Raw genomic sequence first — 25,650 nt, forward strand, 5'->3', positions numbered from 1 at the left:
GCATAGATGAATTTAGAAACAATTATTGGTTTAGAGGTTCACGTTGAGTTAAAAACAAATTCGAAAATTTTCTCTGCGAGTCCAACAGAATTCGGAGCGGAACCAAATACACAAACAAGTGTAATTGACTTAGGATACCCAGGAGTACTTCCTACTTTAAATAAAGAAGCAGTTAACTTTGCAATGAAAGCTGCAATGGCATTAAACTGTGAAATCGCAACAGAAACGAAGTTTGACCGTAAAAACTATTTCTATCCAGATAATCCGAAAGCTTACCAAATCTCTCAGTTTGATAAGCCAATTGGTGAAAATGGTTGGATTGAAATTGAAGTAGACGGTAAAAAGAAACGTATCGGTATTACACGTCTTCATTTAGAAGAAGATGCTGGTAAATCAACGCATACAGCTGACGGCTCATTAGTAGACTACAACCGTCAAGGTATGCCTTTGATTGAAATCGTATCTGAGCCAGATATGCGTACGCCAGAAGAAGCATATGCATACTTAGAGAAGTTAAAATCAATCATTCAATACACTGGCGTATCTGATTGTAAGATGGAAGAAGGTTCCTTGCGTTGTGATGCGAACATTTCCCTTCGTCCAGTTGGACAAGAGAAGTTCGGTACAAAAGCGGAACTGAAAAACTTAAACTCTTTCACTTACGTACAAAAAGGTCTTGAGTTTGAGCAAGCTCGCCAAGAAAAAGAATTATTATCTGGTGGTATCATCCAACAAGAAACACGTCGTTATGATGAAGCAACGAAGAAAACAATCTTAATGCGTGTGAAAGAAGGATCTGATGATTACCGTTACTTCCCAGAGCCGGACTTAGTTGAACTTTACATCGACGATGAGTGGAAAGAAGCAGTTCGTGCTTCTATTCCAGAACTTCCAGATGCACGTAAAGCTCGCTACGTTGCAGAATTAGGCTTACCGGCTTATGATGCACACGTATTAACATTAACGAAAGAAATGTCTGATTTCTTTGAAGCAACTGTTGCAGATGGTGCTGATGCGAAATTAACATCGAACTGGTTAATGGGTGAAGTGCTTGCGTACTTAAACAAACAACAAAAAGAATTAAAAGACGTTGCATTAACGCCTGCTGGTTTATCTAAAATGGTTCAATTAATTGAAAAAGGTACAATTTCTTCTAAAATTGCGAAGAAAGTATTTAACGAATTAATTGAAAAAGGTGGAGACCCAGAAGAAATCGTTAAAGCGAAAGGCCTTGTTCAAATTTCTGACGAGGGTACACTTCGTAAAGTTGTAACAGAAATTCTTGATAATAATGAGCAATCTATCGAAGACTTTAAAAACGGTAAAGACCGTGCAATTGGCTTCTTAGTTGGTCAAATTATGAAAGCTACAAAAGGACAAGCAAATCCACCGCTTGTTAACAAAATCTTACTTGAAGAGATTAATAAGCGATAATAGTAGTAACTTTTAAAGATTAAGCAGAAAAACACCCGTACATGGGTGTTTTTCTAGGTTAATCAAACGTTTGTTTAAATGAGAGAAAATTATTTAAACAAACGTTTGATTAACTGTCAAAAGTGGAAAAATGTTTGTATAGCAACTATGGTATGATAGTTGCAAAAAGGTGGGAATAATGATAAATCTAGAAATAGAGGTTTTTTCATCTCATGAAATAATAGATAATTATTATTCGTTATATGTAAATTGTTGTGAAGAAATAGATGGACATAAATTTTTTGTCAAATAAAACAAAACCATTGAAATGAATATTTACTTTTGATGGGCTACACGAATCGGGTTCTTACTGCCTGTTTGAGCGAGATAAAAGAAGGATAGGAAGATGAGAGGAGGTAGGCACGGGAATACTGAATAGAAGTTCGGTATGTTCTTTGTCGATACATAAAGAAATTTCCTGTGCTAATAAATGATGAAGCGAGCAAGAATTATTTATAATCCTACTTCTGGGCGTGAGCTATTTAAGAAGAGCTTACCGGAAGTATTACAAAAATTAGAACAAGCTGGATATGAAGCATCTTGTCATGCGACAACGGGTCCTGGAGACGCAACTGTGGCGGCGAGGCAAGCTGTAGAGCGTAAATTTGATGTTGTTATTGCGGCTGGTGGTGACGGCACGTTAAATGAAGTCGTAAACGGTCTAGTTGGTCATGAATTCCGTCCGAAATTTGGAATTATTCCAGTTGGAACAACAAATGACTTTGCACGTGCAATCGGTGTACCTCGTTCTATTGAAGAGGCAGCGGATATTATTTGTGAAGGAAAAACTGTGCCATTAGACCTTGGTAGAGCAAACGATACATATTTTATTAACATCGCTGGTGGCGGTCGTATTACAGAATTAACATATGAAGTACCAAGTAAGCTAAAGACTGTATTAGGACAACTTGCTTATTATTTAAAAGGTATCGAAATGCTACCATCACTCCATCCAACATATGTTGAAATTGAGTATGATGGAAAATTACTACAAGAAGAAATTACGATGTTTTTAATTACGAATACTCGTTCAGTGGGCGGCTTCGAAAAGGTAGCACCATATGCATCGATTAATGATGGCTTATTTGATTTGTTAGTGCTGAAAAAAGGTTCCATTGCCGACTTAATTAAAGCTGCAACACAAGCGCAGCGTGGTGAACATATTAACAATCCAAAAGTACTATACACACAAGCGAACCGAATTAAAGTGCATTCACCAGATAAACTAATGATTAATTTAGATGGTGAATATGGTGGAGATGCACCGATGGAATTCGAAAATATGTATCATTGTCTGGAACTATTTGTTCCTGAACATCAAGAGGATGCCCTGTAAAGGCATCCTTTTTTATTATATAGAAGAATTGTAAATTTGAAGTTAGTTTGATTTTTATGGTATTTTTACAATTCGTTTATTTTATATCCATACTTTATTGATACACTGGAGGAGATAAGAGATAAGAGATGAGAGGTGGGGTGTTATGGAGAAAGTAAAAGCAATACTATTTGATAAAGATGGGACATTAATGGATTTTCATTCAATTTGGATAAAAGTGGCTGAAGAACTTGTGGCTGAATATATAAAATTATACCAACTGCCACAGTCAATGCAGCCGACTTTATTAAAAGAGATCGGTGTGGATGGGGTATTTGTTCACCCACGTAGCGCAATAGCGGCAGGAACAAGCCTTGATGTGGCAAAGGGGCTTTGTAAGTATATTACGTCATCTAAGGAAGAGGAAATGCATGAATGGGTAAGTGAAAAACTGTTTGCCCTTATGTACGAGCATCGTTCTTACATGAAAATGACGGCAGATTTACCGAGAATTTTACAAAGCTTAAAGGATAGAGGATTTATTTTAGGTGTTGTTACAGCTGATGATTTCGCACCGACAGAATTATTTTTAAAACAGTATCAATTAGAGACCTTTTTTGATTATGTTGTAGCTTCAGATACATTTGCGGCACAAAAACCCGATAAAAGAATTATAGAATCCTTCTGTGAGAGGTTTCATTTAAAGGCATGTGAAGTAGCGGTCGTTGGGGATACACCGACTGATTTATATTTAGCGAAAAATGGTGATTGCTATGCAATTGGAGTACTATCTGGTACAGGGAATCGTCAAACATTAGAACCACTTGCTGATTTAGTAGTACAATCTGTTGGGGACTTTATTTCTCATTCAGGTGAGTTTGTTTGGGAAAAAGGAAAGTCTAATGTGTAAGAAAAATAAGTCTATAAAGACTCTGAATGAGTCTTTATAGACTTATTTTTTATGGCGAAATAGAAGGTGTGTAGGATGAATACTGAAAAAGAATATTGGCATACATTTTGCAATGAAAAGAGAAAACAATGTAAAGAAAAGGATGGGGTACGTAATGAATACAAAAAAATTTGCTAAAGTAAATGAACAAATTCCTGGACCGAAAGCAGCGTCTTTACTAGAACGCCGCCAAAATATAGTACCCAAAGGAGTAAGTAACGGCATCCCAACGTTTGTACAATCTGCAAATGGTGCTCTTGTTACTGATGTTGATGGTAATCAGTACATTGATTTCGCTGGAGCGATAGGAACAATTAACGTAGGACATTGTCACCCAGCTGTTAAAGAAGCGCTCCATAAACAAGTAGATCAATACATTCATACTGGCTTTAATGTCATGATGTATGAGCCATATATTGAATTAGCAGAAAAACTTGCGGCATTAGCGCCGGGAAGTTTTGATAAGCAAGTACTATTTTTAAATAGTGGTGCAGAAGCAGTCGAGAACGCTGTAAAAATCGCTCGTAAATATACAAAAAGACCTGGTATTATCGCATTTTCTAAAGGATTCCACGGGCGTACATTAATGACAATGACAATGACAAGTAAAGTAAAACCATATAAATTTGGATTTGGTCCATTTGCGCCTGAAGTCTATAAAGCGCCATTTCCGTATGAATACCGTCGCCCAGAAGGATTAACGGAAGAGCAGTACGATAACTTTATGATTGAAGAGTTTAAGAATTTCTTCATATCAGAAGTAGCACCAGAAACGATTGCAGCTGTTGTAATGGAACCTGTTCAAGGGGAAGGTGGATTTATCGTCCCAAGTAAGAAGTTTGTGCAAGAAGTACGCAATATTTGTTCAGAACACGGCATCTTATTTGTAGCGGATGAAATTCAAACTGGATTTAGCCGTACAGGAAAATATTTCGCCATTGATCATTATGATGTCGTTCCGGATTTAATTACGGTATCTAAATCATTAGGTGCTGGTGTACCGATTAGTGGTGTTATTGGGCGCAAAGAAATTATGAATGAGTCTGCACCAGGAGAACTTGGTGGAACGTATGCAGGAAGCCCGCTAGGATGTGCGGCAGCATTAGCAGTACTTGATGTAATAGAAAAAGAGAATTTAAATGATAGAGCGATAGAATTAGGAAAGGTCGTAATAAACCGATTCGAAGAGATGAAAAATAAATATAATTGCATCGGTGATGTGCGCGGTTTAGGAGCAATGTGTGCATTTGAGCTCGTTCAAGATCGTAAGACGAAAGCACCTGATAAAACGTTAACAGCTAATTTATGCGCAGAAGCAAATAAACGCGGCTTACTTCTACTATCAGCAGGAACATACGGTAATGTTATTCGTGTGCTAATGCCATTAGTGATTACAGATGAGCAACTTGAAGAAGGATTAACAATCATTGAAGAATCATTGCAAGTCTGTTATGAGAAAGCAAATATTGCTCGTGTTTAAAAGTTAAATAATAAAACAGCAAACATTCTAGCTGACTCTATATAAAATCCAGAAAATTCACTTTATAATAAAGGTAGTGAAGTGAATCGACGGATTGGAAGTTAGGGGTGGCTAGGATGGTTGCAGAAAAGGAACGAGTGTTAATGGATTTACAAGATGTATTTGAATATGCGTTTGACGAAATTTTTGTGACTGACGAAAAGGGAATCGTTGTACGTGTAAATAGTACATGTGAAAGGCACTATCAATTGGCTGCTAAAGAGTTAGTAGGTAAACATGTAAAAGAATTGCAGAAGGATGGTATCTTTTATCCATCGGCAACGTTAGAAGTAATTGAAAAAAAGAGACCGATTGAACTCGTTCAAACGACAAAATCAGGAGAGTATTTACACGTTCGTACAAGGCCTGTTTTTGATGAAGAGGGCAATTTAAGAAGGGTGATCAGTTACTCTCGTGATCTTACAGAACTCTATCAATTACGTCAAAAGGTAGAAGAAATGGATAATCAGTTAAAAACATATAAAAAAGAATTAAGAGAAACATATGAACATGAAGGACTTATTTTTAAAAGTATCGCTATGCAAAAAATAGTCGAGACAATCAAGAAAGTATCCGTGGTAGATAGTACTGTTCTCGTTTTAGGTGAGACAGGAGTAGGAAAGAGTCGATTGGTGCGTCATTTACATGAAGTGAGTAACCGGAAGAATGAAAGTTTCTATGAAATTAACTGTGCGGCATTGCCAACGAATTTAATTGAATCAGAGCTTTTTGGATACTCAGGCGGATCTTTTACAGGTGCGAATCGTGAAGGGAAAAAGGGACTATTAGAATCAGCGCATAAAGGAACTCTTTTCTTAGATGAAATTGGTGAAATGCCGCTTGAAATTCAAGCGAAGCTTTTGCAAGTGTTGCAAGAAAAAACGTTTCGCCCTATAGGCGGAAGAGAATTAAAAAAGGTGGACGTTAGAATTGTAGCGGCAACAAATAGAGATTTAAGTATGATGGTGAAACAAGGAACATTTCGGAAAGATTTATATTATCGTCTGAATGTCATTCCCATTGTAATCCCGCCACTACGGGAAAGAACAGAAGACATTTTGCCACTTATTTATCATTATTTACAACACTTTAACGAGAAATATGGTCGGAATGTAAAATTAGCGCCTAGCACATTGCAAATGTTTGTTGGTTACCCGTGGGAAGGAAATAATAGAGAAATTGAAAATGTGATTGAGCGAATTGTTATAACTGCTGATGATATCGTTACGATAGAGGATTTGCCAATAGCGATGCAAGAATCAACAGTTGAACAGTCTGGTCAAAGTCTCTATAAAATGTTAGAAGAAGTAGAACGGAATATTATTTTGAAAGCATATAAAACATATGGATCGAGTTATAAAGTAGCGGAGTTTTTAAAAATAAGTCAATCTGCTGCCACGAGGAAAATAAAGAAACTTATAGAGGAGGAAGAGAACATTGGATAAAAAAGCGACGTTTGTAAATGTAGAGAAAAAGGCGATGTATATAAATGGTGAGTGGATTACATTGCAAGAACAAATCGAAGTAAATAATCCAGCAACGAAGGAAATATTTGCGACTGTACCAAAGGGTGGGGTAACTGAGGCAAAGCAAGCCGTTGATGCTGCACATGAAGCTTTTAAATCATGGTCTAAGTTAACAGCGGCAGACCGTGCAGTGAAATTAAAAAAATGGTTTACACTTATCGATGAAAATAAAGAAGAGATTGCAGCGATTATGACGAGAGAACAAGGAAAGCCGTTTGCAGAAGCGCTTGGTGAAGTGAATTATGCAAATAGTTTTGTCGAATGGTATGCAGAAGAAGGAAAACGCGTGTATGGTGAAATGATTCCTGCTTCTCATCCAAATAAACGTATTTTAGTTATGAAGCAACCAGTCGGAGTTATGGCAGCTATTACGCCTTGGAACTTCCCTGCTGCTATGATTACGAGAAAGGTAGCTCCGGCGCTTGCAGCAGGCTGTACAGCGGTTGTAAAACCTGCAAGTCAAACGCCGTTAACTGCGTTGAAATTAGCTGAATTAGCCCATGAAGCGGACATTCCTAAAGGTGTAATAAACATTGTAACAGGTAGTGCAAAAGCAATTGCTGATACGTGGATGGAAGATGGACGTGTTCGAAAAGTTTCCTTTACAGGATCAACGGAAATTGGGAAAGAGTTAATGGCCAGTGCTGCACAAACGATGAAAAAAGTTTCACTAGAGTTAGGTGGTCACGCACCGTTTATTGTTATGAATGATGCAGACTTAGATAAAGTAGTAGAGGCAGTAATCGGTTCGAAATTCCGTAACGCAGGACAAACGTGTATATGTACAAACCGAGTATTTGTTCAGGAAGAAGTTTACGAAGTATTCGCAGAGAAGTTTCAAAAGTCAGTAGGGCAGTTGAAAGTAGGAGACGGTTTCGGTGACGGAACGACTGTAGGACCACTTATTGACGAGAATGCAGTTTCGAAAGTACAGGAACATATTGCAGATGCTATTCAAAAGGGTGGAACAGTTTTATATGGTGGCCAAAAGGTTGCAGAGCTAGATGGACACTTTATGCAACCAACTGTAATCGGATTAGCGAACGATACGATGCTTTGTATGAATGAAGAAACATTTGGACCAGTTGCACCTGTTGCGAAATTTAAAACGGTTGAAGAAGTAATTGAACGTGCAAACAATACGCCATACGGTTTAGCAGCGTACATTTTCACGAAAGATATTAGTCAAGCATTCCAAATTAGCGAAGCGTTAGAGTACGGTATTATCGGATTAAATGATGGACTTCCATCAGTTGCACAAGCACCGTTCGGTGGCTTTAAAGAAAGTGGTATTGGCCGTGAAGGAGGTCATTTCGGTATCGAGGAATATTTAGAAATTAAATATATTTCATTAGGACTATAAGTAGTATACTAGAATCTCTATAAGGTAACAGAGAAGGAGATTCTAGTATGGTATATTGGCTATTATTACTTGTAACAATTATTTTTGAAGTAGCTGGAACAATTGCGATGAAATTATCAAACGGTTTAACAAAGTTCGTTCCAAGTGTACTTATTTTTGTATTTTACGGAATTTGTTTCAGCGTGTTCGCCATCGTTGTAAAAAAGATTCATTTAAGTATTGCTTATGCAATTTGGTCTGGTGTTGGGACGTTACTTATTACGATTATTAGTGTGTACTTTTTTAAAGAGCACATTAGCCTATTCCAAGCATTTTGTATTCTTTTCATCGTGTTAGGAGTAATTGGGCTTAAGGTTTCATCGGCATCATGAAAGCTATCTTTTGTAGAAGATAGCTTTTTTCTATTTGTGCAGTTAGCAATTAATACGACAAAATATGACAAGAAAGAGTAAAGCGTTTTGTTATGATATATATGGAATTTTGTCTTATGTGGAGGAAAGAGTATGTTAGAAAAGGTAAGTCAAATTGTTTTAATTTTTGGCATAGCTTTTAGTTTAAGTGCTTGCACTGAGACTAAAGATAGTAATGAAAGTAAACAAGAAGATGTTCAAGATAAAGTGTATAAAATAGGGGAGACAGTAGACGTAGATGGTTTGCAAGTAACTATCGATTCAGTTAAATTAGGATATCCGGATTATGATGAGGATAAAAAGAAAGAGGAGATTTTGGGGATTATTTTCAAAGTAGAAAATAATAGTAAAAAGGAAATACCTTTTGCATTTTATGAATTTGAGATTACCGATAAGAAAGGTACAAGATTTAAAGAATATAATAACCCTGATAGCTTTATTAGTAAAAAGTTAGCACCAGAAGAAAAAATTCAAGATATCATGCTATTTGACGTAGCGAAAGAAAATACGTATATCGCTACGTATAGACCAGAGTTTACGCGTGAAAATAGAACAATAAAATTTGAATTGAAACCAAATAAATAAAGAAACACATTGGATTATCCAATGTGTTTCTTTATGGTAATAAATTTAAAACGCCCAGTTACCTTTACGGAAGATAGGCTCATGTCTGCCATCAGCAGTAATACCGTCAATATCAAGCTCAGCTGATCCAATCATGAAATCTTCGTGTGTAATACTAGCGTTTGCGCCATTTTTAGCAAGTTCTTCTTTAGACATCGTTTTTCCGCCAACTAAGTTAAATGCATAAGCATTTCCGATTGCAAGGTGGCAAGATGCGTTTTCATCAAATAGCGTGTTGTAGAATAAAATATTTGTGTTTGAAATTGGTGAATCATGAGGTACTAAAGCTACTTCTCCTAAGAAGTGAGAACCTTCATCTGTTTCTACTAAATGTTTTAAAGCTTCTTCTCCAACTTCAGCTTTATAATCTACGATACGTCCGTTTTCAAATGTTAACGTGAAGTTATCGATAATGTTACCTGCAAATGCTAACGGTTTTGTACTAGATACTTGGCCGTTTACACCTGTTTTAAGTGGCATTGTAAACACTTCTTCAGTTGGAATGTTCGCCATAAATGGTACGTTCTTTTCATTTAAGCTACCAGCACCAGCCCATACATGTTTTTCTGGAAGTTCGATCGTTAAATCTGTTCCAGGACCTGTATAGTGAAGAGCTTTATAATGCTTTTCGTTTAAGTAATCAACTTTTGTATGTAATGTTTTATCGTGTTCTTTCCATGCTTCCACAGGATTTTCTAAATCAGCACGAGTAGCTTTGAAAATAGCATCCCATAGTTTTGCTTCTTGTTCTTCTGGTGCAACGTCAGGGAATACTTTCGCAGCCCATTCTTTCGTAGGAACAGAAATGACACACCAGCTTACTTTATCAGCTTGTACGTAATCACGGTATACTTTCATTGCTTCACCAGCTACTTTATGAGCTGTTGCGATACGCGTTGGTTCTACACCTTTTAATAAATCAGGGTTTTCTGCATAAATAGACATAAATGCAGCGCCTTCTTTTGCTAATTCTTCACGAGCGTGTGCTTTCCAAGATGGGAACTCAGCGAATGCTTCTTCAGGAGCTAGATCAAACTTTAAGCGTGTTAACGTCTCATCATTCCAATCCACATATACGTGTTTTGCACCAGATTTATATGCTTTTTCTGTAACGAGGCGTACAAATTGTACAGCTTCAAGAGGTGCGCTAATTGATAATGTTTGTCCTGGTTGAATATTAACACCAACATTGACTGCAAGGGCAGCATATTTCTCTAACGTTTGTTCAAATGACATATGTATAATCTCCTTTAATTTGAAAGATTTCTTACTATATATAATACAAGAAAATTCAAAAAATATATATAAATATAGCGTAAAAAGAGAGCTCAAAATATATTGAGCCCTCATCGTTATTGAATCGAAGAAGCAAACTGTTCTACGGTCGTCGTATGGTGTATGCGAACACGCTTCATTTTTAACAATTCATCGGGTTCACCTTTTGTAATGAATTTTCCGGGTTTTGTTGTCGTCGCAAATTGATAATATTTCTTCGTTTCTGCAACGACTTTATCATCTACATGACCGAATGGATAAGCAACTGCGATAACGGGCTTACCTGTTATTTTTTCTAACTTTTCTTTTGATCCTTTTAATTCCTCTTCATAGTTTGTAATTTTCGGTAAGTCTGCATGCGTCGCTGTATGAGATTGCACTGAGAAAATGCCGGAATCGACCATTTCTTTTATTTCAGAAGTAGACAGTGATCCTTCTACATCAACGTTATCAACAATCATATATTCTGTTGCTGTTGGTTTAAATGTATCGTCTTTTAGCTTTTGTAAAACATGGAATGCATTCATATTATTTTTCATACCGTCATCAAATGTAACAAAGATAGGTTTATTTACTTTATTAATATCACCCCAACGTTCAAAAGTTAGTAATGTATAGCCGTTGTCTTTTAAATATTTCATTTGGGCTTCAAAGTTAGCAGGTGATACGAATAAGTCTTTAATGCCTTGTCCGTGATAATCATCGATTGCATGGTACATAAGAACGGGAACTTTTTGCTCGAAAGTAATAGCAGATTTTGTGAGTGGAATGGTTTTCCCATCTTCTTTTATACCTATTGCTTCAATTTGAAACTCACCGCGTTTTCCTTCAAATTCTTTTATATCAAAAGGAAGTGTAAACTGTTTCTCCTTTTCTTTAGAAGAAAAAGATTTAGTGTGTTCCCTTCCATCAGCAGTACGCCAAATTTTATATTGTACTTCAGTTAAAGCATCTTTTATATCTGTCATATGAATAGTAGTGTTTGTAGATTCATGTGTAATTTGGTTATAAGAAATTTTCCCTTGTTCTTTCACGGTCTCTTCTTGTTTCTTAGTTTCTTGAACTTTTTTCTCTTTTTTAGGTTCTTGACTTACATTGTTAGTATTACAACCTGCTAAAATGGCAGATGTACATAAAGCGATTGCAGCATATTTTCTCATAAAATCACCTTCTATTGTGTATTATGTTACATACTTCTATTTAAAATCCCCACCGCTGTAAGAGAGGTGGGGATATACCCTTGTTCATCATATCATTTGAATAAAATGGATGGAATGAGAAAAGTAACAATAGATAAAAAAATCACCTTACTTCAACGAGTAAGGTGATTTTTATTAAATGAATAATCCAGCGATTGTAGCAGATAAAATAGAAGCAAGTGTTGATGCAAATAACATTTTCCAACCAAATTTCGATACGACGCTTCCTTGTTTTTCAGAAAGGGCACGGATTGTACCAACAATCGCACCAATTTGGCTAATACTCGCGAAGCTAATTAAGAATACTGTAACGATTCCAACTGTACGTGGAGATAATGTTGCTGCAACACCTTTTAAATCAAGGATTGCTACAAACTCGTTTAATACAATCTTCGTACCCATAATTCCGCCAGCTGGGATAATATCTTGAGCTGGAATCCCCATTAAGAATGCGAATGGAGCAAGTACGTAACCGAAGATTTGTTGTAACGTAACAGCATGTCCCATTGCCCCTGAAGCTGCACTAATTACGTAGTTTACAACTTCCATCACACCGATGAAGGCGATCATTAATGCTGCAACGATACCAGCTACTTTTAAACCATCAAGCGCGCCGTTAATCATCGCACCGATAAAGCTGTCTCCGAATAGCGTTCTATCAAATTTTTGAATCACTTCGTCTTCTTTTTTCGTATCAACTGGTGTTAATAACGAACAAACGATTAAGCTTGAGAATAAGTTTAGCGGAAGAGCTGCTAGTACGTATTTTGCATCTAACATCATTACGTATGATGCTGTAACAGAAGCAGAAACTGAGCTCATTGCAGAACAACAAATGATAAACATACGGTTTTTATTGAAATGTTGTAAATCATTTTTAATAACGATTAACGCTTCACTTGAACCGAAGAATACAGAGTTTACCGCATGGAACGATTCAACGCGTGGTAAACCAGTAATTTTTGAAATCGCACCGCCGACAACACGAACGATGAATGGTAAAACACCTAAATAACTAAAGATAGAAAGTAGTGCTGAGAAGAATACGATAATTAATAGTACGTTTAAGAAAAAGACAAAGTCTCTTTGAATTCCATTAAAGAGAAAATCAACACCTGTCGTACCAAGTTTAATTAGTTTGTTGAAAACTTTACCAATGAAAATAATGATTTGTTGACCAATCTTTGTGCCAAACATAAACCAACCGATTAAAATTTGAAAACCAATCATAATAGCAATTGCACGGAAGTTGATTTTACTTTTGTTGTTTGACAAAGCAAAACATAAACCTAAAACGACAAGAATACCGATAATGCTCATTACATATTGCATGTAGTTGCCCCTTTCAGAAGTTCGTATAAAGTTTGTACATAAAACGCTCGTTGTATTACTAAAAATAAAACAAAGAGGCTTTATGTCATACGTAAGATGTCTGACCTTTTAGAAAAATGGAAATAAAAAAAGACCCATATGGATTCACTTTCATCTATGAGAGAAAGCTAATCAATATGAGTCCTTTTTTGCACATAGGCTAATATTCATTAGTTTTCCCCATAGTCCAGCAATTTAAGGTTGCCGGGTAGAAACTCTCGATCCATATTATCGAGTATATATGAGGTAACATCGTCCGTATTAAATTAGTAGTAGCGTAACATTAACAGAGAACTATCGTCAATAGCTTTTTTTCTTCCAATAGAAATAGACCATATAAGTATGATAAAATGTAACGCAGTGTTATGAAAAAGAGAGGTCGGAAAATGAGTACAAAAATGACGCCACCAGTTGAAAAAAACGAGTTTATAGATGTAGTATTTGAAGATTTAACACATGATGGTGCCGGTGTTGCGAAAGTAAAAGGCTATCCTATTTTCGTTAAGAACGGATTACCAGGTGAAGAAGCGCAAATTAAAATTATTAAAGTGAAGAAAAACTTCGCATTCGGTCGTTTAATGAAGCTTCATACAGAGAGCCCATATCGTAAAGATGCCGAATGCCCAGTGTACAATCAGTGCGGCGGTTGTCAGCTTCAGCATTTAACATATGAAGGACAATTACAAGCGAAAGAAAAACAAGTACGCGACGTTATGCAGCGCATCGGAGGACTAAGCGATGTTCCTGTTCACCCTGTACTCGGCATGAAGAATCCGTGGGTATACCGTAATAAAGCACAAGTACCAATTGGAGAACGTGAAGGCGGACTTGTAGCTGGTTTCTATCGTCAAGGAACGCATGACATTATTAATATGGAATCATGTTTAATTCAAGCAGAAGAAAACGATACATTGATTCAAGAAGTAAAACGTATTTGTGAAAAACACGGTATTTCGGCGTACAACGAAGAGCGTAACAAAGGAACACTTCGTCACGTAATGGCTCGTTACGGACAAGTAACAGGGGAGATTATGCTTGTCTTCATTACTCGTACAGCAGAACTGCCAAACAAAAAAGCAATCATTGAAGAAATTGCTACGAAATTCCCAGAAGTAAAATCAATTGTTCAAAACGTAAACCCGAAACGTACAAATGTAATCTTCGGAGACAAAACGACAGTACTGTACGGATCAGAATATATTTATGACTTTATCGGCGATATTAAATTTGCGATTTCAGCACGTTCATTCTACCAAGTAAACCCAGAACAAACGAAAGTGTTATACGATAAAACGTTAGAATATGCAAAATTAGATGGCAATGAAACAGTAATTGATGCCTATTGTGGAATTGGATCAATCTCTTTATTCCTAGCACAAAAAGCGAAAAAAGTGTACGGTGTTGAAATCGTCCCAGAAGCGATCGAAGACGCAAAGCGTAACGCAGCACTAAACAACATGACAAACGCTGAATTTGGTGTAGGAGAAGCAGAAGTAGTTATTCCAAAATGGTACAAAGAAGGCGTAATCGCTGACACAATGGTCGTAGATCCACCGCGTAAAGGTTGTGATGAGGCACTACTTAACACAATCATCGACATGAAACCAAAACGCGTCGTATACGTATCATGTAACCCAGCAACATTAGCACGTGACTTAAAAGTACTAGAAGAAGGCGGATATAAGACGCAGGAAGTACAACCTGTTGATATGTTCCCGCATACGACTCATGTGGAGTGTGTAGCTTGGCTGAAGTTGGTATAATAGGAAAGCAGTTGATATAGGAAAAACTATACCATCTGCTTTTTGGTTTATTGAGAGTTTGAAATTGTATTCATAGTGAGAGGATTTGAATTTGAAATGATAGATAATTTTTGGCGTGATTTACCACGACCATTTTTCGTACTTGCACCAATGGAAGATGTGACAGACGTTGTTTTCCGTCACGTAGTAAGTGAAGCTGGTCGTCCGGACGTATTCTTCACAGAGTTTACAAACTCAGATAGCTATTGTCATCCAGAAGGTATGAAAAGCGTACGTGGTCGTTTAATTTTTACAGAAGATGAACAGCCAATGGTGGCACATATTTGGGGAGATAATCCTGAATATTTCCGTCAAATGAGTATTGGTATGGCAGAGTTAGGATTTAAAGGTATTGATATTAATATGGGCTGTCCTGTACCGAACGTAGCATCAAGAGGAAAAGGTAGTGGCCTTATTCTACGTCCAGACGTTGCGGCAGAACTTATTCAAGCTGCAAAAGCAGGCGGACTACCTGTCAGCGTAAAAACAAGACTTGGCTTTAAAGAATTAAGTGAGTGGGAAGATTGGTTAACGCATATTTTCAAACAAGATATTGCAAACCTTTCTATTCACTTACGTACAAGAGAAGAGATGAGCCAAGTAGATGCACACTGGGAGCTAATTCCGGAGATTAAAAAATTACGTGATCGTATTGCACCAAATACGCTCCTAACGATAAACGGAGACATTCCTGACCGTAAAACTGGGCTGGAACTTGCTGAAAAATACGGTATTGATGGTGTTATGATTGGACGAGGCATCTTTAAAAATCCATTTGCCTTTGAAAAAGAACCAAGAGAGCATAGTAGTAAAGAACATCTAGATCTTTTAAGACTACAGCTCGATCTTCAAGATCAATATGCAGAAGTATTACCACGCTCTATCACAGGACTACATCGCTTCTTCAAAATTTATGTAAAAGGCTTCCCTGGAGCTGCTGAATTGAGAAATCAGTTGATGAGTACGAAGTCGACGGATGAAGTGCGTACATTGCTTAATCAGTTTGAGGCGAGTGTTAGTGAGACACAGGGGAGTGAAACTGTGTAACTTTTGAAAGTTAGAAGGGATGGAGTGTAGCAATTTTATCCCGCATTAACGAGCAGTAAGACCCCCACCTCAAAATTCAGCGGAAGCAAAGAAGTTAGGTGGGGGTCGGACTGCCCATAAAAGCCTGATTGGTTCAACTAATAATAAGTGGGGGATGAACAAAACCCCCACTTATTAAATAAAGTTTCACTTTATTACGCCTATAATTGGAGGCTATGTAAATGTTAAGTGATCAGACGAGATATTCTAGGCTCGCAAATATAACAAAAATAATAAATACAAAATTAGAACTACGTGAAGTATTGCAGCGTGTAACAATGGCGATATCAGAGGAGATTGTTAGGTGTGACGCTGTTGGAATTTATTTACCTGAAGAAGATGGAACATTTAGAGGGTTTGCGGGAAAACCAGAGACCATAAATGGCGTAACGCTCGATACGCAGGTAATTGATCCTGGAATAGACTTACTGGCAAAAGAAGTTATTGAAACTAAAAAAACGATCTATATTCCTGATACCTCAAAGGATTATCGACCGGATCCGAGACCAGTCGATGCGTTCAAAATTAAGTCTTTATTAGCTCTGCCTATCTCATTTGGGCAAGAGTTATTTGGTCTTGTTTTTTTATTTGATTATGGAGTTCCAATGAACTTAACAGATTCAGAAATTCAAAGTGTTGAAGCTTATGTAAATATGGCGGCGGTCGCCATTCAAAACGCAAAAAATTTAACCCAAAAAGAAAATCTTATTGCCGAGAAGCAGCTGTTACTAAATGTTACCCGTGATTTATCAGTGTGTTCCTCGGTACAGGAGATTTTTGATAAATGTTTTTTTTACTTAGGACAGATTTTAGAGAGTAAAAACATGGCTGCCCACCTTTTAGACCGGCTAGATAAAACAACGATTAAAACAACGAAATTAAGCGCGGACTGTGATTGGGCAGAAACTGACTGGATGGAGAAAACCTATGAAGCCAAGCTTCGAAAGGTTATTCAAACAAAAAATATAGATAGTAAGGGCCTACTGATGCTGCCATTAGTTTCGATGGGAGAAGTATTAGGGGTAATCGTCGTTGGTAAAGGGGCAAAAGCTCATAATTACGATGCTTCCCGAATTCAACTGGCAAAGTCTATCGTTGATGCTACAGCTCCTACGTTTTCAAACTTGTTATATATGGATCAACTTGAAAGTATGGTGGAAGAAAGAACGAGAGAACTAGCTGTTGCTAATGAAAAAGTTACAAGTGTGATTGAAAGTATTACGGATGGATTCTTGACTTTGAATAATAAATGGGAATTTACGTACGTAAATAAGCATCAACATTTCCCGCAAAGAAAAACAGCAAAAGATGTATTAGGTAAGAATATATGGGAGGTCTTCCCAAGTAGCATCGATACAGTTATATATAAGGAGCTTCATCGTGTAATGTCAGAGCGAAATACAGTTCATTTCGAATTTCTTTCTACCTCTGATGAATATTGGTATGAAGTTATTGCATATCCGTATGATGATGGTATTTGTTGTATTTGTAAAAATATAACGGAAAAAAAGCAATATGAGCAGGAATTGAAAAGGTTATCCAACATAGAGTTAATAGGGCAAATGGCAGCAGGTATTAGCCACGAGATTAGAAATCCAATGACAACAGTACGAGGATTTTTGCAGTTATTAAAAGAAGAGAACAACTATGAGAAACATAATAACTACTTTAATTTAATGGTTGAAGAACTTGATCGTGCCAATTCTATTATTACTGAATTTCTCTCAATAGGTAATACAAAGAAATCAGATTTGCAGATGTTAGATTTAAACTCAATTATCCGTGATATTATTCCTTTAATAAAGATTGATACGCATAATCAAAATAAATATATTCAAGTCGATACAAATGACGTTCCAGAATTACTCTTAAATCGTAATGAGATCAGGCAATTATTAATGAACCTATACCGTAATGGCTTAGAAGCGATGAGTACAGGGAAAACTCTAACCATTAGCACCTATAAAGAAGGGCAAAAATGTGTGGTGCTTGCAGTGCGGGATGAAGGGAATGGTATCAGGCCTGAAGTATTAGAGAAACTGGGGACTCCATTTTACACAACCAAAGATAATGGAACTGGATTGGGATTAGGCGTATGTTATGCCATTGCTGCCCGTCATAATGCAAAAATAGAAATTCAAACAGGATCCGAAGGCACTACCTTTTTTGTTAAATTTAATTATGAAAATAATAAAAACTAATCTTATTTAGATTAGTTTTGTTGAACTGTATTACAAATATTTATATTTGAGTAGTATAAAAAAATGGACAAACCTATATTAGATTTGTCCATTTTTAAGTGTGTTAATTAATAGTAAAGCCCCAACCATAATTTCGCACGGTTATTCCATCCCTTTTTGCTTTATTAATATCATCCTCAAAGGAAGGTGCTATCCCACTACCAACTAAAATACCTTTTACAGTATTTAATTTTAATTCTTTTTTACATAGTTTAATATAATGTTTAATTTGATTTAAAGCGTTTCTATCAATAGGTCCTTTCTTAATTTCTAATACAATAAATTCGTTATTAGTAGTATCTCTTAATAACAAATCTAAACGTGATTCATCTGAGAAGATATGTTGTGATTTTTCAATTTTATAGTTTACATCAAGTATTGAAGGGTTAGAAATGATGAATTTCTCGATATCTCTTTCTAAAATTTGAAATACTTCTTCAGCGGTTAAAACTCTATTAGTAAGTCTACCCTTGGACTCATTTTGCTCAATTAAATCTAACAATAAATTGATATCAGATGGATTCAATTCTTTCCAAGTACGAAGAGCAGAAGAAATTGCACTTAATAAAGATTGATTAGGATTAAGGTTTGCAGGTCTGGATAATTTACTCAATAATTCAGGGGTAATTTCCAAAGGAACTTGAAGGACTTTAGATTGAATAGGATTTCCAAACGCAATACATTCGCTTGGTGTTAGTTGGTGTATCTCTTTCTTTAGGTGGGGATTATCATATTTATTCATGATTAAACGATTCTGTTTGATATCTTTTACAATCACGACTTCTTCGACCAGATAATATGCGGTTATATAGCGCTTGTTATGTATTGTTTTATGAAAGAATAGAAAATCTCCCTTTTGTACTTTTTGGAGTTTGTCGGTATTAGCCCCTGACTCTCCATATGTATATTCTGTTAGCATCGGGTCCTCATGTCCGAAATTTCGTTCAGCATCTTTATAACCAATTAGATAATTCATTATTGATTCCCTCCTATATGAACTCTAGTATCATTATAATCCAATTGGTTTTAAATAGATAATTTAAAGTGCCTAAAAGCATATGTTGCTGTTTTAAAATCATCTCCACAAGCATTAATCCATCTAAGACTACAAAACCTTCCCCTAAAGTGTTAAAGTAGTAATTTGACGACATTCATTTACACATGCTAAAAGCATTATGATAATCAACATTTCAGGAGGAAACCCAATGGCAATGAGCAATAACGATATATTAAAAAGAGTAAGATATGCTTTAGATATAAAAGATATAGATATGGTAGAAATTTTTAAACTTGGCGGAATGGAAGTAACGAAAGAAGACGTAGTTGATATGCTTACAAAAATAAAGAGAGCTCCTCAGCATGAACCCGAAAACCCTGATGTGGAAGAAGATGAGTACGTAAAAACATGCGATATGATGATGTTAGAGGCATTTTTAAATGGATTTATTACTTTAAAAAGAGGAAAGCAAGATCCGAAACCAGGACAACCGGCACCTGTACAAAGCAAAGAGAGTGCGAATAACCTTCTTCTAAAGAAAATGAAAATCGCACTTTCATTAACGAGTGAAGATGTACTTGATATATTAGATAGCGTAGGCGTTAAGGTGACAAAAGGAGAATTAGGCGCTCTATTAAGAAAAAAAGGCCATAAAAATTACAAAGAGTGCGGCGATAGATACGCAAGGAATTTCATTAAAGGATTAGCTGTAAAGTATAGAGGATAATGATTCCGTTAAAGCGGTAAATGATATAATAGGTAGAGTAGGACGTTTGTATCCTACTCTTTTTTATTTGTAAAAATAATATGCTAGGTGATGAAATGGTACATACATATTTAGGCGAAACAATTAATTTTCATATAACTTATAAAAAGAAAAAATCGGTGCGTTTTTTGGTGGATTCTTACGGGAATGTTGAGGTGCAAGCTCCAAAAGGGACACCTGTTGAATATTTAGTCCAGTTGCTAGAGGAGAAGTGGGATTGGATTCAGACAACCTGTAAGGAAATGGAGGAGCGAGCGCGTGGACCACAGGAAAAGGATTATGATCAAGGAGAAGGCTTTTTGTATTTAGGAAATACGTATCCGATACAAATTTCTCAAGATACAAATATTACGCAAGACAATGCAGTGTTTGAAGGAGATAAGCTACATATTTATGTGAAAGATCTTAAAGATGAGAAAATACAGCAAGCTTTAAAACGATTTTATTATAAGCAGTGTAAAACTTTAGTAGAGAAGAGTATTAAAGCGCATCAAAGTAACTTTAAAACAAAACCACGTTCTATTCGTATTACAGATAGTAGTCGCACGTGGGGTACTTGTGATTCGAATTTACAACTAACCTTCAATTGGAAGCTAGCGATGGCACCACAGCGAGTAATTGATTATGTAGTTGTTCATGAAATGTGTCATATGGTTCATTTAAATCATGATCGCTCTTTTTGGCGTCTTGTCGGGAAGATCATGCCTGATTATAAGGAAATGGAGAACTGGTTAGCGTTATCTAGTTGGAAGATGACGGTTTAGTGATGCACTTATTGTCAATCTTTATTGGTAAGTCGATTTATTTCAAAAATCGCTGATATATTTGGAAAACCGCTGATATATTTGGGGTTGCGGTTGATATGTTCAAGGAAGAGAAAGCAAAAGGAGATGTTACAGCAGACATCTCCTTTTTCTGGCGTAGCAATTATCTTCCAAACTTCACAACAAAATCTTCATCCACCTTCTCCATTTCATACCCACGATACCCTTCCGAAAGCAACGCCTGTTGTCCACCAGCATTGTTCATTGGAACGCTCTTAATCTCCGTCCAATCTTTTTCCTTGTCTTCACGCAATTCCTTCACAAAAACATACCGCATACTACCACCATACTTCTCCTTCAGTGCAGCAATCTCCATCCCTTGTGAGAACTTATCTTTTAAACTTGGAATGTTAAAAGGTGCAACAGTGCAGCACACATAATCATATTTGCCGTTTTCTTTTTGTAATTCGTCCATGATGACTGTCGCTAATATTTTTTGCATCCCATTTCCGCGGCAGTTCGGATGAACGTTTGAGATTTCTTGATAGATGACGCGGTGTAGTTCACTTTCTGGTAAGCCGATATCAAGTCCTAAATGTTCATCGTCGATAGGAGGGACGAGTAGGGCGCGAAATGCGATGAGTTCGTTTTTGATAAAAGCACCGATCATCATGCCATTTCCTTCTAGAATGTATTGAAATTCTTCTTGTGAAAGTGGTTGTAAACGGCTTTTATCTTCTAGTCCTTCAACTACAACGTTCTGTAGGAATAAAATTTGTTCGATGTGCTCTTTGGATAGTAATGTAACATGAAATGGATCGTTATTTTGTTTTAATGATCCTTTGTATAGAACTGTCATGCGTTAGTCCTCCTTTAGCGTACAACGTCTTGAAATACAGTTAGTTCTTGTAGTGTATCTTCGTTTATTTCAATGCCGAGTCCTGGCTTTTCGTTTAAGCGAATAAATGGTACGTCGTAATGTAAGTTTCCGATGTCTTTCGTGAACTTTAATGGACCTGTTAGCTCGACGCTCGTAATGATTTTTTTCGAGAAAGCGACATGGAATCCTGCGGAAGAGGCAACGGATGATTCGACCATAGATCCAACTTGGCATTCAATACCTGCCATTTCAGCTTGATGAGCGAGTTTTACAGCGGGATATATGCCGCCGCATTTCATTAGTTTTATGTTTACTTTATCAGCAGCGTCTAATTTAATAATTTGGCGCATTTCACGAGAGCTCTTTAATCCTTCATCAATCATAAGTGGAAGGTCTGTTTTAGAACGAATGTGAGCCATTGCGTCAATATCGTCTGCGATGACAGGCTGTTCAATCCAATCGATGTTTACATGTCCTAATGAACGAAGTGCCATTAATGTGTTTGCGCTATTTTTCCAACCTTGGTTTACATCAACGCGAATCGCAATATCATTTCCTACACGTTCACGTACCGCTTCAATTCTTTTTACATCTTCTTTTACATTTGTACCGACTTTCATTTTGAAAGATTGGTAACCTTTCTGAATCATAGAGGCAGCTTCTTCAGCCATTTCTTCTGGATTTGCGATACTTAAGACGTGAGTGACAGGAAATTCTTCATGGTAGCGTCCGCCAATTAATTGATATATAGGTTGATTTAGTTTTTTGCCCATTATATCAAAACAAGCAATATCTATTGCAGCTTTTGCAGTAGGAACACCGTAAATTGTATTGTCCATCATATCGTGTATTTTCTCGATATTCATTGGATTTTGCCCGATAAGGGCAGGAGCTAGTGTATGCTTTAAAGTATGAAAAGTACTTTCCCATGATTCGCCTGTAACGTGATCATCAGCGACGCCTTCACCGTACCCGATAATGCCCTCATCTGTTTCCATTTTGACGATAATAGAAGGCATATCAGAATAAGAACCATAACTAATAACAAACGGATCGCGAAGCGGTAAACGAATTGCATAAAGGTGAATAGCTGTAATTTTCATTGAATAAAGACCCCTTCCTGTTTACAATGGTTTTGTACATTTGATATAGTTGACGTTAAATAGTCGTTAATTAATGATAAGGAGTTAGAGAAATGATGATAAAAATTGCAGTTGTCGGTTCAAAAGAGTTTATGGAGACACTTTTACCTATTGCTCATAAAATAGAAGAAATAGAAATTGATCCATATATTTACCTTCATCCGGCAGAATCTTCTGAACTATTAAAGCGTTTAAAGCCTTGTGATTTCATCTTTTTCTCAGGTGCTTTACCTTATTATATGGCAAAAGAAATAAGAGAACAATTACGAATTCCGAGTACGTACTTACAGCAAGACGAGACAACCATCGCATCTTCCATTCTTTCTGTCATGTATCACCAAGGTATTCAACCACATCAAATCTCAATTGATTTAGTAGACCGCTCATTTATTGTAAATGTGCTCGAGGATATCGGTATAAAAGAAAGTCCACAAGTGTTTGATTATGAAAATATGCTGTGGAGTAAAGATGAAATAAATAGAGTTATTGATTTTCATGTAGCTAAATATCAATCTGGAGAAGCTCATTTAGCTTTAACTAGTATTCATGCTGTCTATGATGAACTTCAAAAAATAGGTATTCCTTCAGAACGTATGATAGATCCAAAGCAATCTATTATACATGGGTTAAAAGATGCAAAAATAAAAGCTGAGTTAGCAAGAAGCCATTCAGCTACTGTTGGTGCTTGTATTATTTCTTCTTTAGAATTACGAGATGTTTTGCTTGAGCAATTAAATGTCATTTCAAAAGAACTACGTGGTTCATTTAAAACAATTGATGAAATGACGTTCATTTTGTATACAACTCGTGGTGATATTGAATCCATTATAAAAACAAATATGATAAATAATTTATTTGCGAGTATAGAAGGAACGATAGCTATTGGATTTGGTTACGGAAAAACTGTGAAAGAAGCGGAGCAAAATGCTAAAATCGCCCAAGGTTTCGCGAAGAATAATCCAATAGACCACTGTTTTTATATACTAACAAGTGATAAAGAACTATTTGGTCCGTTCCCGAAAGAACAGAGAGTACAAAGTTTGAAGAACGACAACCCGGAACTAATGAAAATAGCGAAGGAAACGAAACTTAGCCCAGCAAATTTATCAAAGATTATTCAATTTAGTCAATCACATCCGTCATTGAAGTTTACAGCAGCAGATCTTTCTGAATACTTACAAGTGACTCGACGATCAACTGAAAGGTTATTAAAGAAACTAGTTGATTATGGGTATGTTCATATTTGCGGCGAGGAAATGCCTTATCAACAAGGGCGTCCTCGCGCAATATACGAACTGAATTTACCGTTATCTTTAAGCTTCTAATTGAGCTTTTTGTTTTTTTAGTAGTTCCGCTTTTTCAATGTCAGATAGTTTCGTAATTGTGAGACCAGTTATACCGTAAATAATCGAGATAATAGGTACGATGAAATTCAATATAGCATAAGGAGCATATTCGAAAGCACCTACGCCGAGTGTTGCGAGTATAAATACACCGCATGTATTCCAAGGTACAAAAACAGAAGTTAATGTTCCGCCATCTTCTAATGCTCTGGATAAATTTTTAGAATGTAGTCCTTTTTCTGTGTATGCATTCGCGTACATTCTTGAAGGAACAACAATCGAGATATATTGTTCAGAGCAAGTAAGGTTTGTTGCAAAGCAAGATGCGATAGTTGAAGCGATAAGTCCTTTTGCTGATGTCGCTAATTTTAAAATTTGATTTACAATGGAGCGAAGAATACCTGTATGTTCTAATACTCCTCCGAAAGTCATAGCGACAATGGTCATAGAGACGGTATTCATCATAGAGCTTAAACCACCACGATTAAATAGCTCGTCTACTAGCTTGTTGCCAGTGTCTATGACAAATCCACTTTGGAGTGCAGCAACAGCTGATGAGACAGAACCACCTTGAATAAAGACTTGTGATAAAAATCCTAAAATAATACCTACGAGAATAGCTGGTATAGCAGGAACTTTTTTAGCAACTAACACCATAACGACTACAGGTATGATTAGTAGGAAAGGCGAGATAACAAAGTTTTGCTGCAATACTTGTAACGTTTGCTCGATACTTTTTGCATCAATATTGTTAGCGCCGAAGCTTCTTCCTAAGAACGCATAAACGATAAGAGTAATAATTAAACCTGGAATTGTAGTAAATAACATATGACGAATATGTGTGAATAAATCTGTATTTGTTAATCCTGCGGCTAAGTTTGTTGTGTCTGAAAGCGGTGACATTTTATCGCCGAAATAAGAACCGGAAATGATAGCACCGGCAACCATTGGAGCTGGGATTCCCATACTAAGGCCAATGCCCATTCCTGCAACACCAATTGTTCCCATTGTAGACCAAGAGCTACCAATAGCTAATGCAACAATAGAACAAATAATTGTAATTGAAACTAAAAATAGTGATGGAGTTAATAGATTTAAACCGTAATAAATCATTGTTGCGACGATTCCACCACCAATCCAAGCACCGATCGTTAAACCTACTAGGATAATGATAACGATAGCGGGTAATGCGAGGCGAATTCCTTTATACATTGCTTCTTCAATGTCGTTCCATTTGTAACCGTAACGCCAAGCGACGATGGAAGCAACGGTTGTACCGATAATAAGTGGGACGTGAGGGCTTTGTTTTAATACAACAATTGTAACCATCATAACTGCAACTGTAATGATAATAGGGATCATGGCTACACCAAAAGGTATTTCTTTTTTCATAAAGGTCCTCCTTGTTATGTATGTTTGTTTGTTTGTTTGTATTTTTAGAATTGTCGTAAAATAGACGTTTATTAGGTTATGATAACTAAAAATATACGTAAGCGTCAATATAAAAGACAGAAAATAAGTAATATTCTAGTTGTTTGTTTAGTTTGTAATATAGATGTAGAGTAAGCTTTTTTAGTGTTTAAAAATAAATAATTGACTTTTTTCT

Annotated in this window: 21 protein-coding genes and 1 riboswitch; of the genes, 14 read left to right on the top strand and 7 right to left on the bottom strand. The window is 36.4% G+C overall.

The features are described from left to right. Window positions 1–6 precede the first annotated feature (6 nt). The 8 genes from gatB (at window position 7) to RTP99_RS18245 (ending at window position 9,140) form a co-directional block, all read left to right on the top strand. On the top strand, window positions 7–1,434 hold the full coding sequence (gene gatB, locus RTP99_RS18210; RefSeq protein ID WP_001047674.1) for an Asp-tRNA(Asn)/Glu-tRNA(Gln) amidotransferase subunit GatB: 1,428 nt from the start codon (window positions 7–9) through the stop codon (window positions 1,432–1,434). 469 nt (window positions 1,435–1,903) lie between these two features. After that, window positions 1,904–2,809 carry a diacylglycerol kinase gene (locus tag RTP99_RS18215; RefSeq protein WP_000977677.1) on the top strand — a complete coding sequence of 302 codons (906 nt, stop codon included), beginning with the start codon at window positions 1,904–1,906 and terminating at the stop codon, window positions 2,807–2,809. A gap of 145 nt (window positions 2,810–2,954) precedes the next feature. Continuing rightward, window positions 2,955–3,698: an HAD family hydrolase gene (locus RTP99_RS18220; RefSeq protein WP_000416676.1), complete on the top strand. Its 744-nt coding sequence runs from the start codon at window positions 2,955–2,957 to the stop codon at window positions 3,696–3,698. Window positions 3,699–3,852: 154 nt separating this feature from the next. After that, entirely contained in the window at window positions 3,853–5,217 is a 1,365-nt protein-coding gene (gabT, locus tag RTP99_RS18225; protein ID WP_001093016.1) for a 4-aminobutyrate--2-oxoglutarate transaminase, read from the top strand. Window positions 5,218–5,333: 116 nt separating this feature from the next. After that, window positions 5,334–6,701: a sigma-54 interaction domain-containing protein gene (locus tag RTP99_RS18230; protein ID WP_000225163.1), complete on the top strand. Its 1,368-nt coding sequence runs from the start codon at window positions 5,334–5,336 to the stop codon at window positions 6,699–6,701. Then, on the top strand, window positions 6,694–8,145 hold the full coding sequence (gene gabD / locus RTP99_RS18235; protein ID WP_000358113.1) for an NADP-dependent succinate-semialdehyde dehydrogenase: 1,452 nt from the start codon (window positions 6,694–6,696) through the stop codon (window positions 8,143–8,145). The genes RTP99_RS18230 and gabD overlap by 8 nt, the downstream gene beginning before the upstream one ends. Window positions 8,146–8,192: 47 nt before the next feature. Further along, complete coding sequence (locus tag RTP99_RS18240) at window positions 8,193–8,516, top strand: DMT family transporter (protein ID WP_000263253.1); 324 nt, start codon at window positions 8,193–8,195, stop codon at window positions 8,514–8,516. Between the two features lie 132 nt (window positions 8,517–8,648). Beyond that, the gene (locus RTP99_RS18245) at window positions 8,649–9,140 is read left to right on the top strand and encodes a DUF4352 domain-containing protein (RefSeq protein WP_000891129.1); all 492 of its coding nucleotides are present in this window, start codon (window positions 8,649–8,651) and stop codon (window positions 9,138–9,140) included. 45 nt (window positions 9,141–9,185) lie between these two features. On the opposite strand, the gene RTP99_RS18250 is transcribed toward RTP99_RS18245, so the two are convergent. The 3 genes from RTP99_RS18250 to RTP99_RS18260 all read right to left on the bottom strand — a co-directional run bounded on the left by RTP99_RS18250 (window position 9,186) and on the right by RTP99_RS18260 (window position 12,985). Further along, window positions 9,186–10,415, bottom strand: a complete 1,230-nt coding sequence (locus tag RTP99_RS18250) for an aminopeptidase (protein ID WP_000007361.1) — start codon at window positions 10,413–10,415, stop codon at window positions 9,186–9,188. Between the two features lie 116 nt (window positions 10,416–10,531). Next, entirely contained in the window at window positions 10,532–11,614 is a 1,083-nt protein-coding gene (locus RTP99_RS18255) for a polysaccharide deacetylase family protein (RefSeq protein ID WP_001233718.1), read from the bottom strand. A gap of 174 nt (window positions 11,615–11,788) precedes the next feature. Next, window positions 11,789–12,985 carry a NupC/NupG family nucleoside CNT transporter gene (locus tag RTP99_RS18260; RefSeq protein ID WP_001200497.1) on the bottom strand — a complete coding sequence of 399 codons (1,197 nt, stop codon included), beginning with the start codon at window positions 12,983–12,985 and terminating at the stop codon, window positions 11,789–11,791. 202 nt (window positions 12,986–13,187) lie between these two features. Beyond that, window positions 13,188–13,289: riboswitch (purine riboswitch) on the bottom strand. A gap of 121 nt (window positions 13,290–13,410) precedes the next feature. On the opposite strand from RTP99_RS18260, the gene rlmD reads away from it, so the two are divergent. From rlmD to RTP99_RS18275, 3 genes are all read left to right on the top strand, one after another. Then, the gene (gene rlmD / locus RTP99_RS18265; RefSeq protein WP_000105046.1) at window positions 13,411–14,787 is read left to right on the top strand and encodes a 23S rRNA (uracil(1939)-C(5))-methyltransferase RlmD; all 1,377 of its coding nucleotides are present in this window, start codon (window positions 13,411–13,413) and stop codon (window positions 14,785–14,787) included. 96 nt (window positions 14,788–14,883) lie between these two features. Beyond that, window positions 14,884–15,873, top strand: coding sequence for a tRNA dihydrouridine synthase (locus tag RTP99_RS18270; RefSeq protein ID WP_000566692.1), 990 nt, complete (start codon window positions 14,884–14,886; stop codon window positions 15,871–15,873). Window positions 15,874–16,094: 221 nt separating this feature from the next. Continuing rightward, on the top strand, window positions 16,095–18,113 hold the full coding sequence (locus tag RTP99_RS18275) for a GAF domain-containing sensor histidine kinase (protein WP_312366785.1): 2,019 nt from the start codon (window positions 16,095–16,097) through the stop codon (window positions 18,111–18,113). 103 nt (window positions 18,114–18,216) lie between these two features. On the opposite strand, the gene RTP99_RS18280 is transcribed toward RTP99_RS18275, so the two are convergent. Next, complete coding sequence (locus tag RTP99_RS18280; RefSeq protein ID WP_001108405.1) at window positions 18,217–19,128, bottom strand: endonuclease NucS domain-containing protein; 912 nt, start codon at window positions 19,126–19,128, stop codon at window positions 18,217–18,219. A gap of 229 nt (window positions 19,129–19,357) precedes the next feature. Here RTP99_RS18280 and RTP99_RS18285 point away from each other — a divergent pair, with 229 nt between their 5' ends. Beyond that, window positions 19,358–19,876 carry a YehS family protein gene (locus tag RTP99_RS18285; protein ID WP_001251708.1) on the top strand — a complete coding sequence of 173 codons (519 nt, stop codon included), beginning with the start codon at window positions 19,358–19,360 and terminating at the stop codon, window positions 19,874–19,876. Window positions 19,877–19,971: 95 nt separating this feature from the next. Beyond that, the gene (locus tag RTP99_RS18290; protein WP_000233731.1) at window positions 19,972–20,679 is read left to right on the top strand and encodes a M48 family metallopeptidase; all 708 of its coding nucleotides are present in this window, start codon (window positions 19,972–19,974) and stop codon (window positions 20,677–20,679) included. Window positions 20,680–20,842: 163 nt separating this feature from the next. Here RTP99_RS18290 and RTP99_RS18295 read toward each other — a convergent pair whose 3' ends face one another. Continuing rightward, window positions 20,843–21,538 carry a hypothetical protein gene (locus tag RTP99_RS18295; protein WP_000217568.1) on the bottom strand — a complete coding sequence of 232 codons (696 nt, stop codon included), beginning with the start codon at window positions 21,536–21,538 and terminating at the stop codon, window positions 20,843–20,845. 14 nt (window positions 21,539–21,552) lie between these two features. Then, on the bottom strand, window positions 21,553–22,662 hold the full coding sequence (locus RTP99_RS18300) for a mandelate racemase/muconate lactonizing enzyme family protein (protein ID WP_000704458.1): 1,110 nt from the start codon (window positions 22,660–22,662) through the stop codon (window positions 21,553–21,555). Window positions 22,663–22,754: 92 nt separating this feature from the next. On the opposite strand from RTP99_RS18300, the gene RTP99_RS18305 reads away from it, so the two are divergent. Then, on the top strand, window positions 22,755–24,026 hold the full coding sequence (locus tag RTP99_RS18305; protein ID WP_000972831.1) for a hypothetical protein: 1,272 nt from the start codon (window positions 22,755–22,757) through the stop codon (window positions 24,024–24,026). Here RTP99_RS18305 and nhaC read toward each other — a convergent pair. Further along, on the bottom strand, window positions 24,015–25,436 hold the full coding sequence (gene nhaC, locus RTP99_RS18310; RefSeq protein WP_000711544.1) for a Na+/H+ antiporter NhaC: 1,422 nt from the start codon (window positions 25,434–25,436) through the stop codon (window positions 24,015–24,017). The two genes, RTP99_RS18305 and nhaC, sit on opposite strands and share 12 nt — an antisense overlap. Window positions 25,437–25,650: the final 214 nt, after the last annotated feature.

The organism is Bacillus sp. (in: firmicutes), from assembly GCF_031983925.1.
Lineage (GTDB): Bacteria > Bacillota > Bacilli > Bacillales > Bacillaceae_G > Bacillus_A > Bacillus_A pacificus.

Bases quoted from the DNA above. Each gene is read 5' to 3' on its own strand.
- RTP99_RS18255 (WP_001233718.1), bottom strand. From the start codon at position 11,614: ATGAGAAAATATGCTGCAATCGCTTTATGTACATCTGCCATTTTAGCA.
- gatB (WP_001047674.1), top strand. From the start codon at position 7: ATGAATTTAGAAACAATTATTGGTTTAGAGGTTCACGTTGAGTTAAAA.
- RTP99_RS18280 (WP_001108405.1), bottom strand. From the start codon at position 19,128: ATGAATTATCTAATTGGTTATAAAGATGCTGAACGAAATTTCGGACAT.
- rlmD (WP_000105046.1), top strand. From the start codon at position 13,411: ATGAGTACAAAAATGACGCCACCAGTTGAAAAAAACGAGTTTATAGAT.
- RTP99_RS18250 (WP_000007361.1), bottom strand. From the start codon at position 10,415: ATGTCATTTGAACAAACGTTAGAGAAATATGCTGCCCTTGCAGTCAAT.
- RTP99_RS18220 (WP_000416676.1), top strand. From the start codon at position 2,955: ATGGAGAAAGTAAAAGCAATACTATTTGATAAAGATGGGACATTAATG.
- RTP99_RS18230 (WP_000225163.1), top strand. From the start codon at position 5,334: ATGGTTGCAGAAAAGGAACGAGTGTTAATGGATTTACAAGATGTATTT.
- RTP99_RS18285 (WP_001251708.1), top strand. From the start codon at position 19,358: ATGGCAATGAGCAATAACGATATATTAAAAAGAGTAAGATATGCTTTA.
- RTP99_RS18275 (WP_312366785.1), top strand. From the start codon at position 16,095: ATGTTAAGTGATCAGACGAGATATTCTAGGCTCGCAAATATAACAAAA.
- RTP99_RS18215 (WP_000977677.1), top strand. From the start codon at position 1,904: ATGATGAAGCGAGCAAGAATTATTTATAATCCTACTTCTGGGCGTGAG.
- gabT (WP_001093016.1), top strand. From the start codon at position 3,853: ATGAATACAAAAAAATTTGCTAAAGTAAATGAACAAATTCCTGGACCG.
- RTP99_RS18305 (WP_000972831.1), top strand. From the start codon at position 22,755: ATGATGATAAAAATTGCAGTTGTCGGTTCAAAAGAGTTTATGGAGACA.
- RTP99_RS18295 (WP_000217568.1), bottom strand. From the start codon at position 21,538: ATGACAGTTCTATACAAAGGATCATTAAAACAAAATAACGATCCATTT.
- nhaC (WP_000711544.1), bottom strand. From the start codon at position 25,436: ATGAAAAAAGAAATACCTTTTGGTGTAGCCATGATCCCTATTATCATT.
- RTP99_RS18245 (WP_000891129.1), top strand. From the start codon at position 8,649: ATGTTAGAAAAGGTAAGTCAAATTGTTTTAATTTTTGGCATAGCTTTT.
- RTP99_RS18240 (WP_000263253.1), top strand. From the start codon at position 8,193: ATGGTATATTGGCTATTATTACTTGTAACAATTATTTTTGAAGTAGCT.
- RTP99_RS18300 (WP_000704458.1), bottom strand. From the start codon at position 22,662: ATGAAAATTACAGCTATTCACCTTTATGCAATTCGTTTACCGCTTCGC.
- RTP99_RS18260 (WP_001200497.1), bottom strand. From the start codon at position 12,985: ATGCAATATGTAATGAGCATTATCGGTATTCTTGTCGTTTTAGGTTTA.
- RTP99_RS18290 (WP_000233731.1), top strand. From the start codon at position 19,972: ATGGTACATACATATTTAGGCGAAACAATTAATTTTCATATAACTTAT.
- RTP99_RS18270 (WP_000566692.1), top strand. From the start codon at position 14,884: ATGATAGATAATTTTTGGCGTGATTTACCACGACCATTTTTCGTACTT.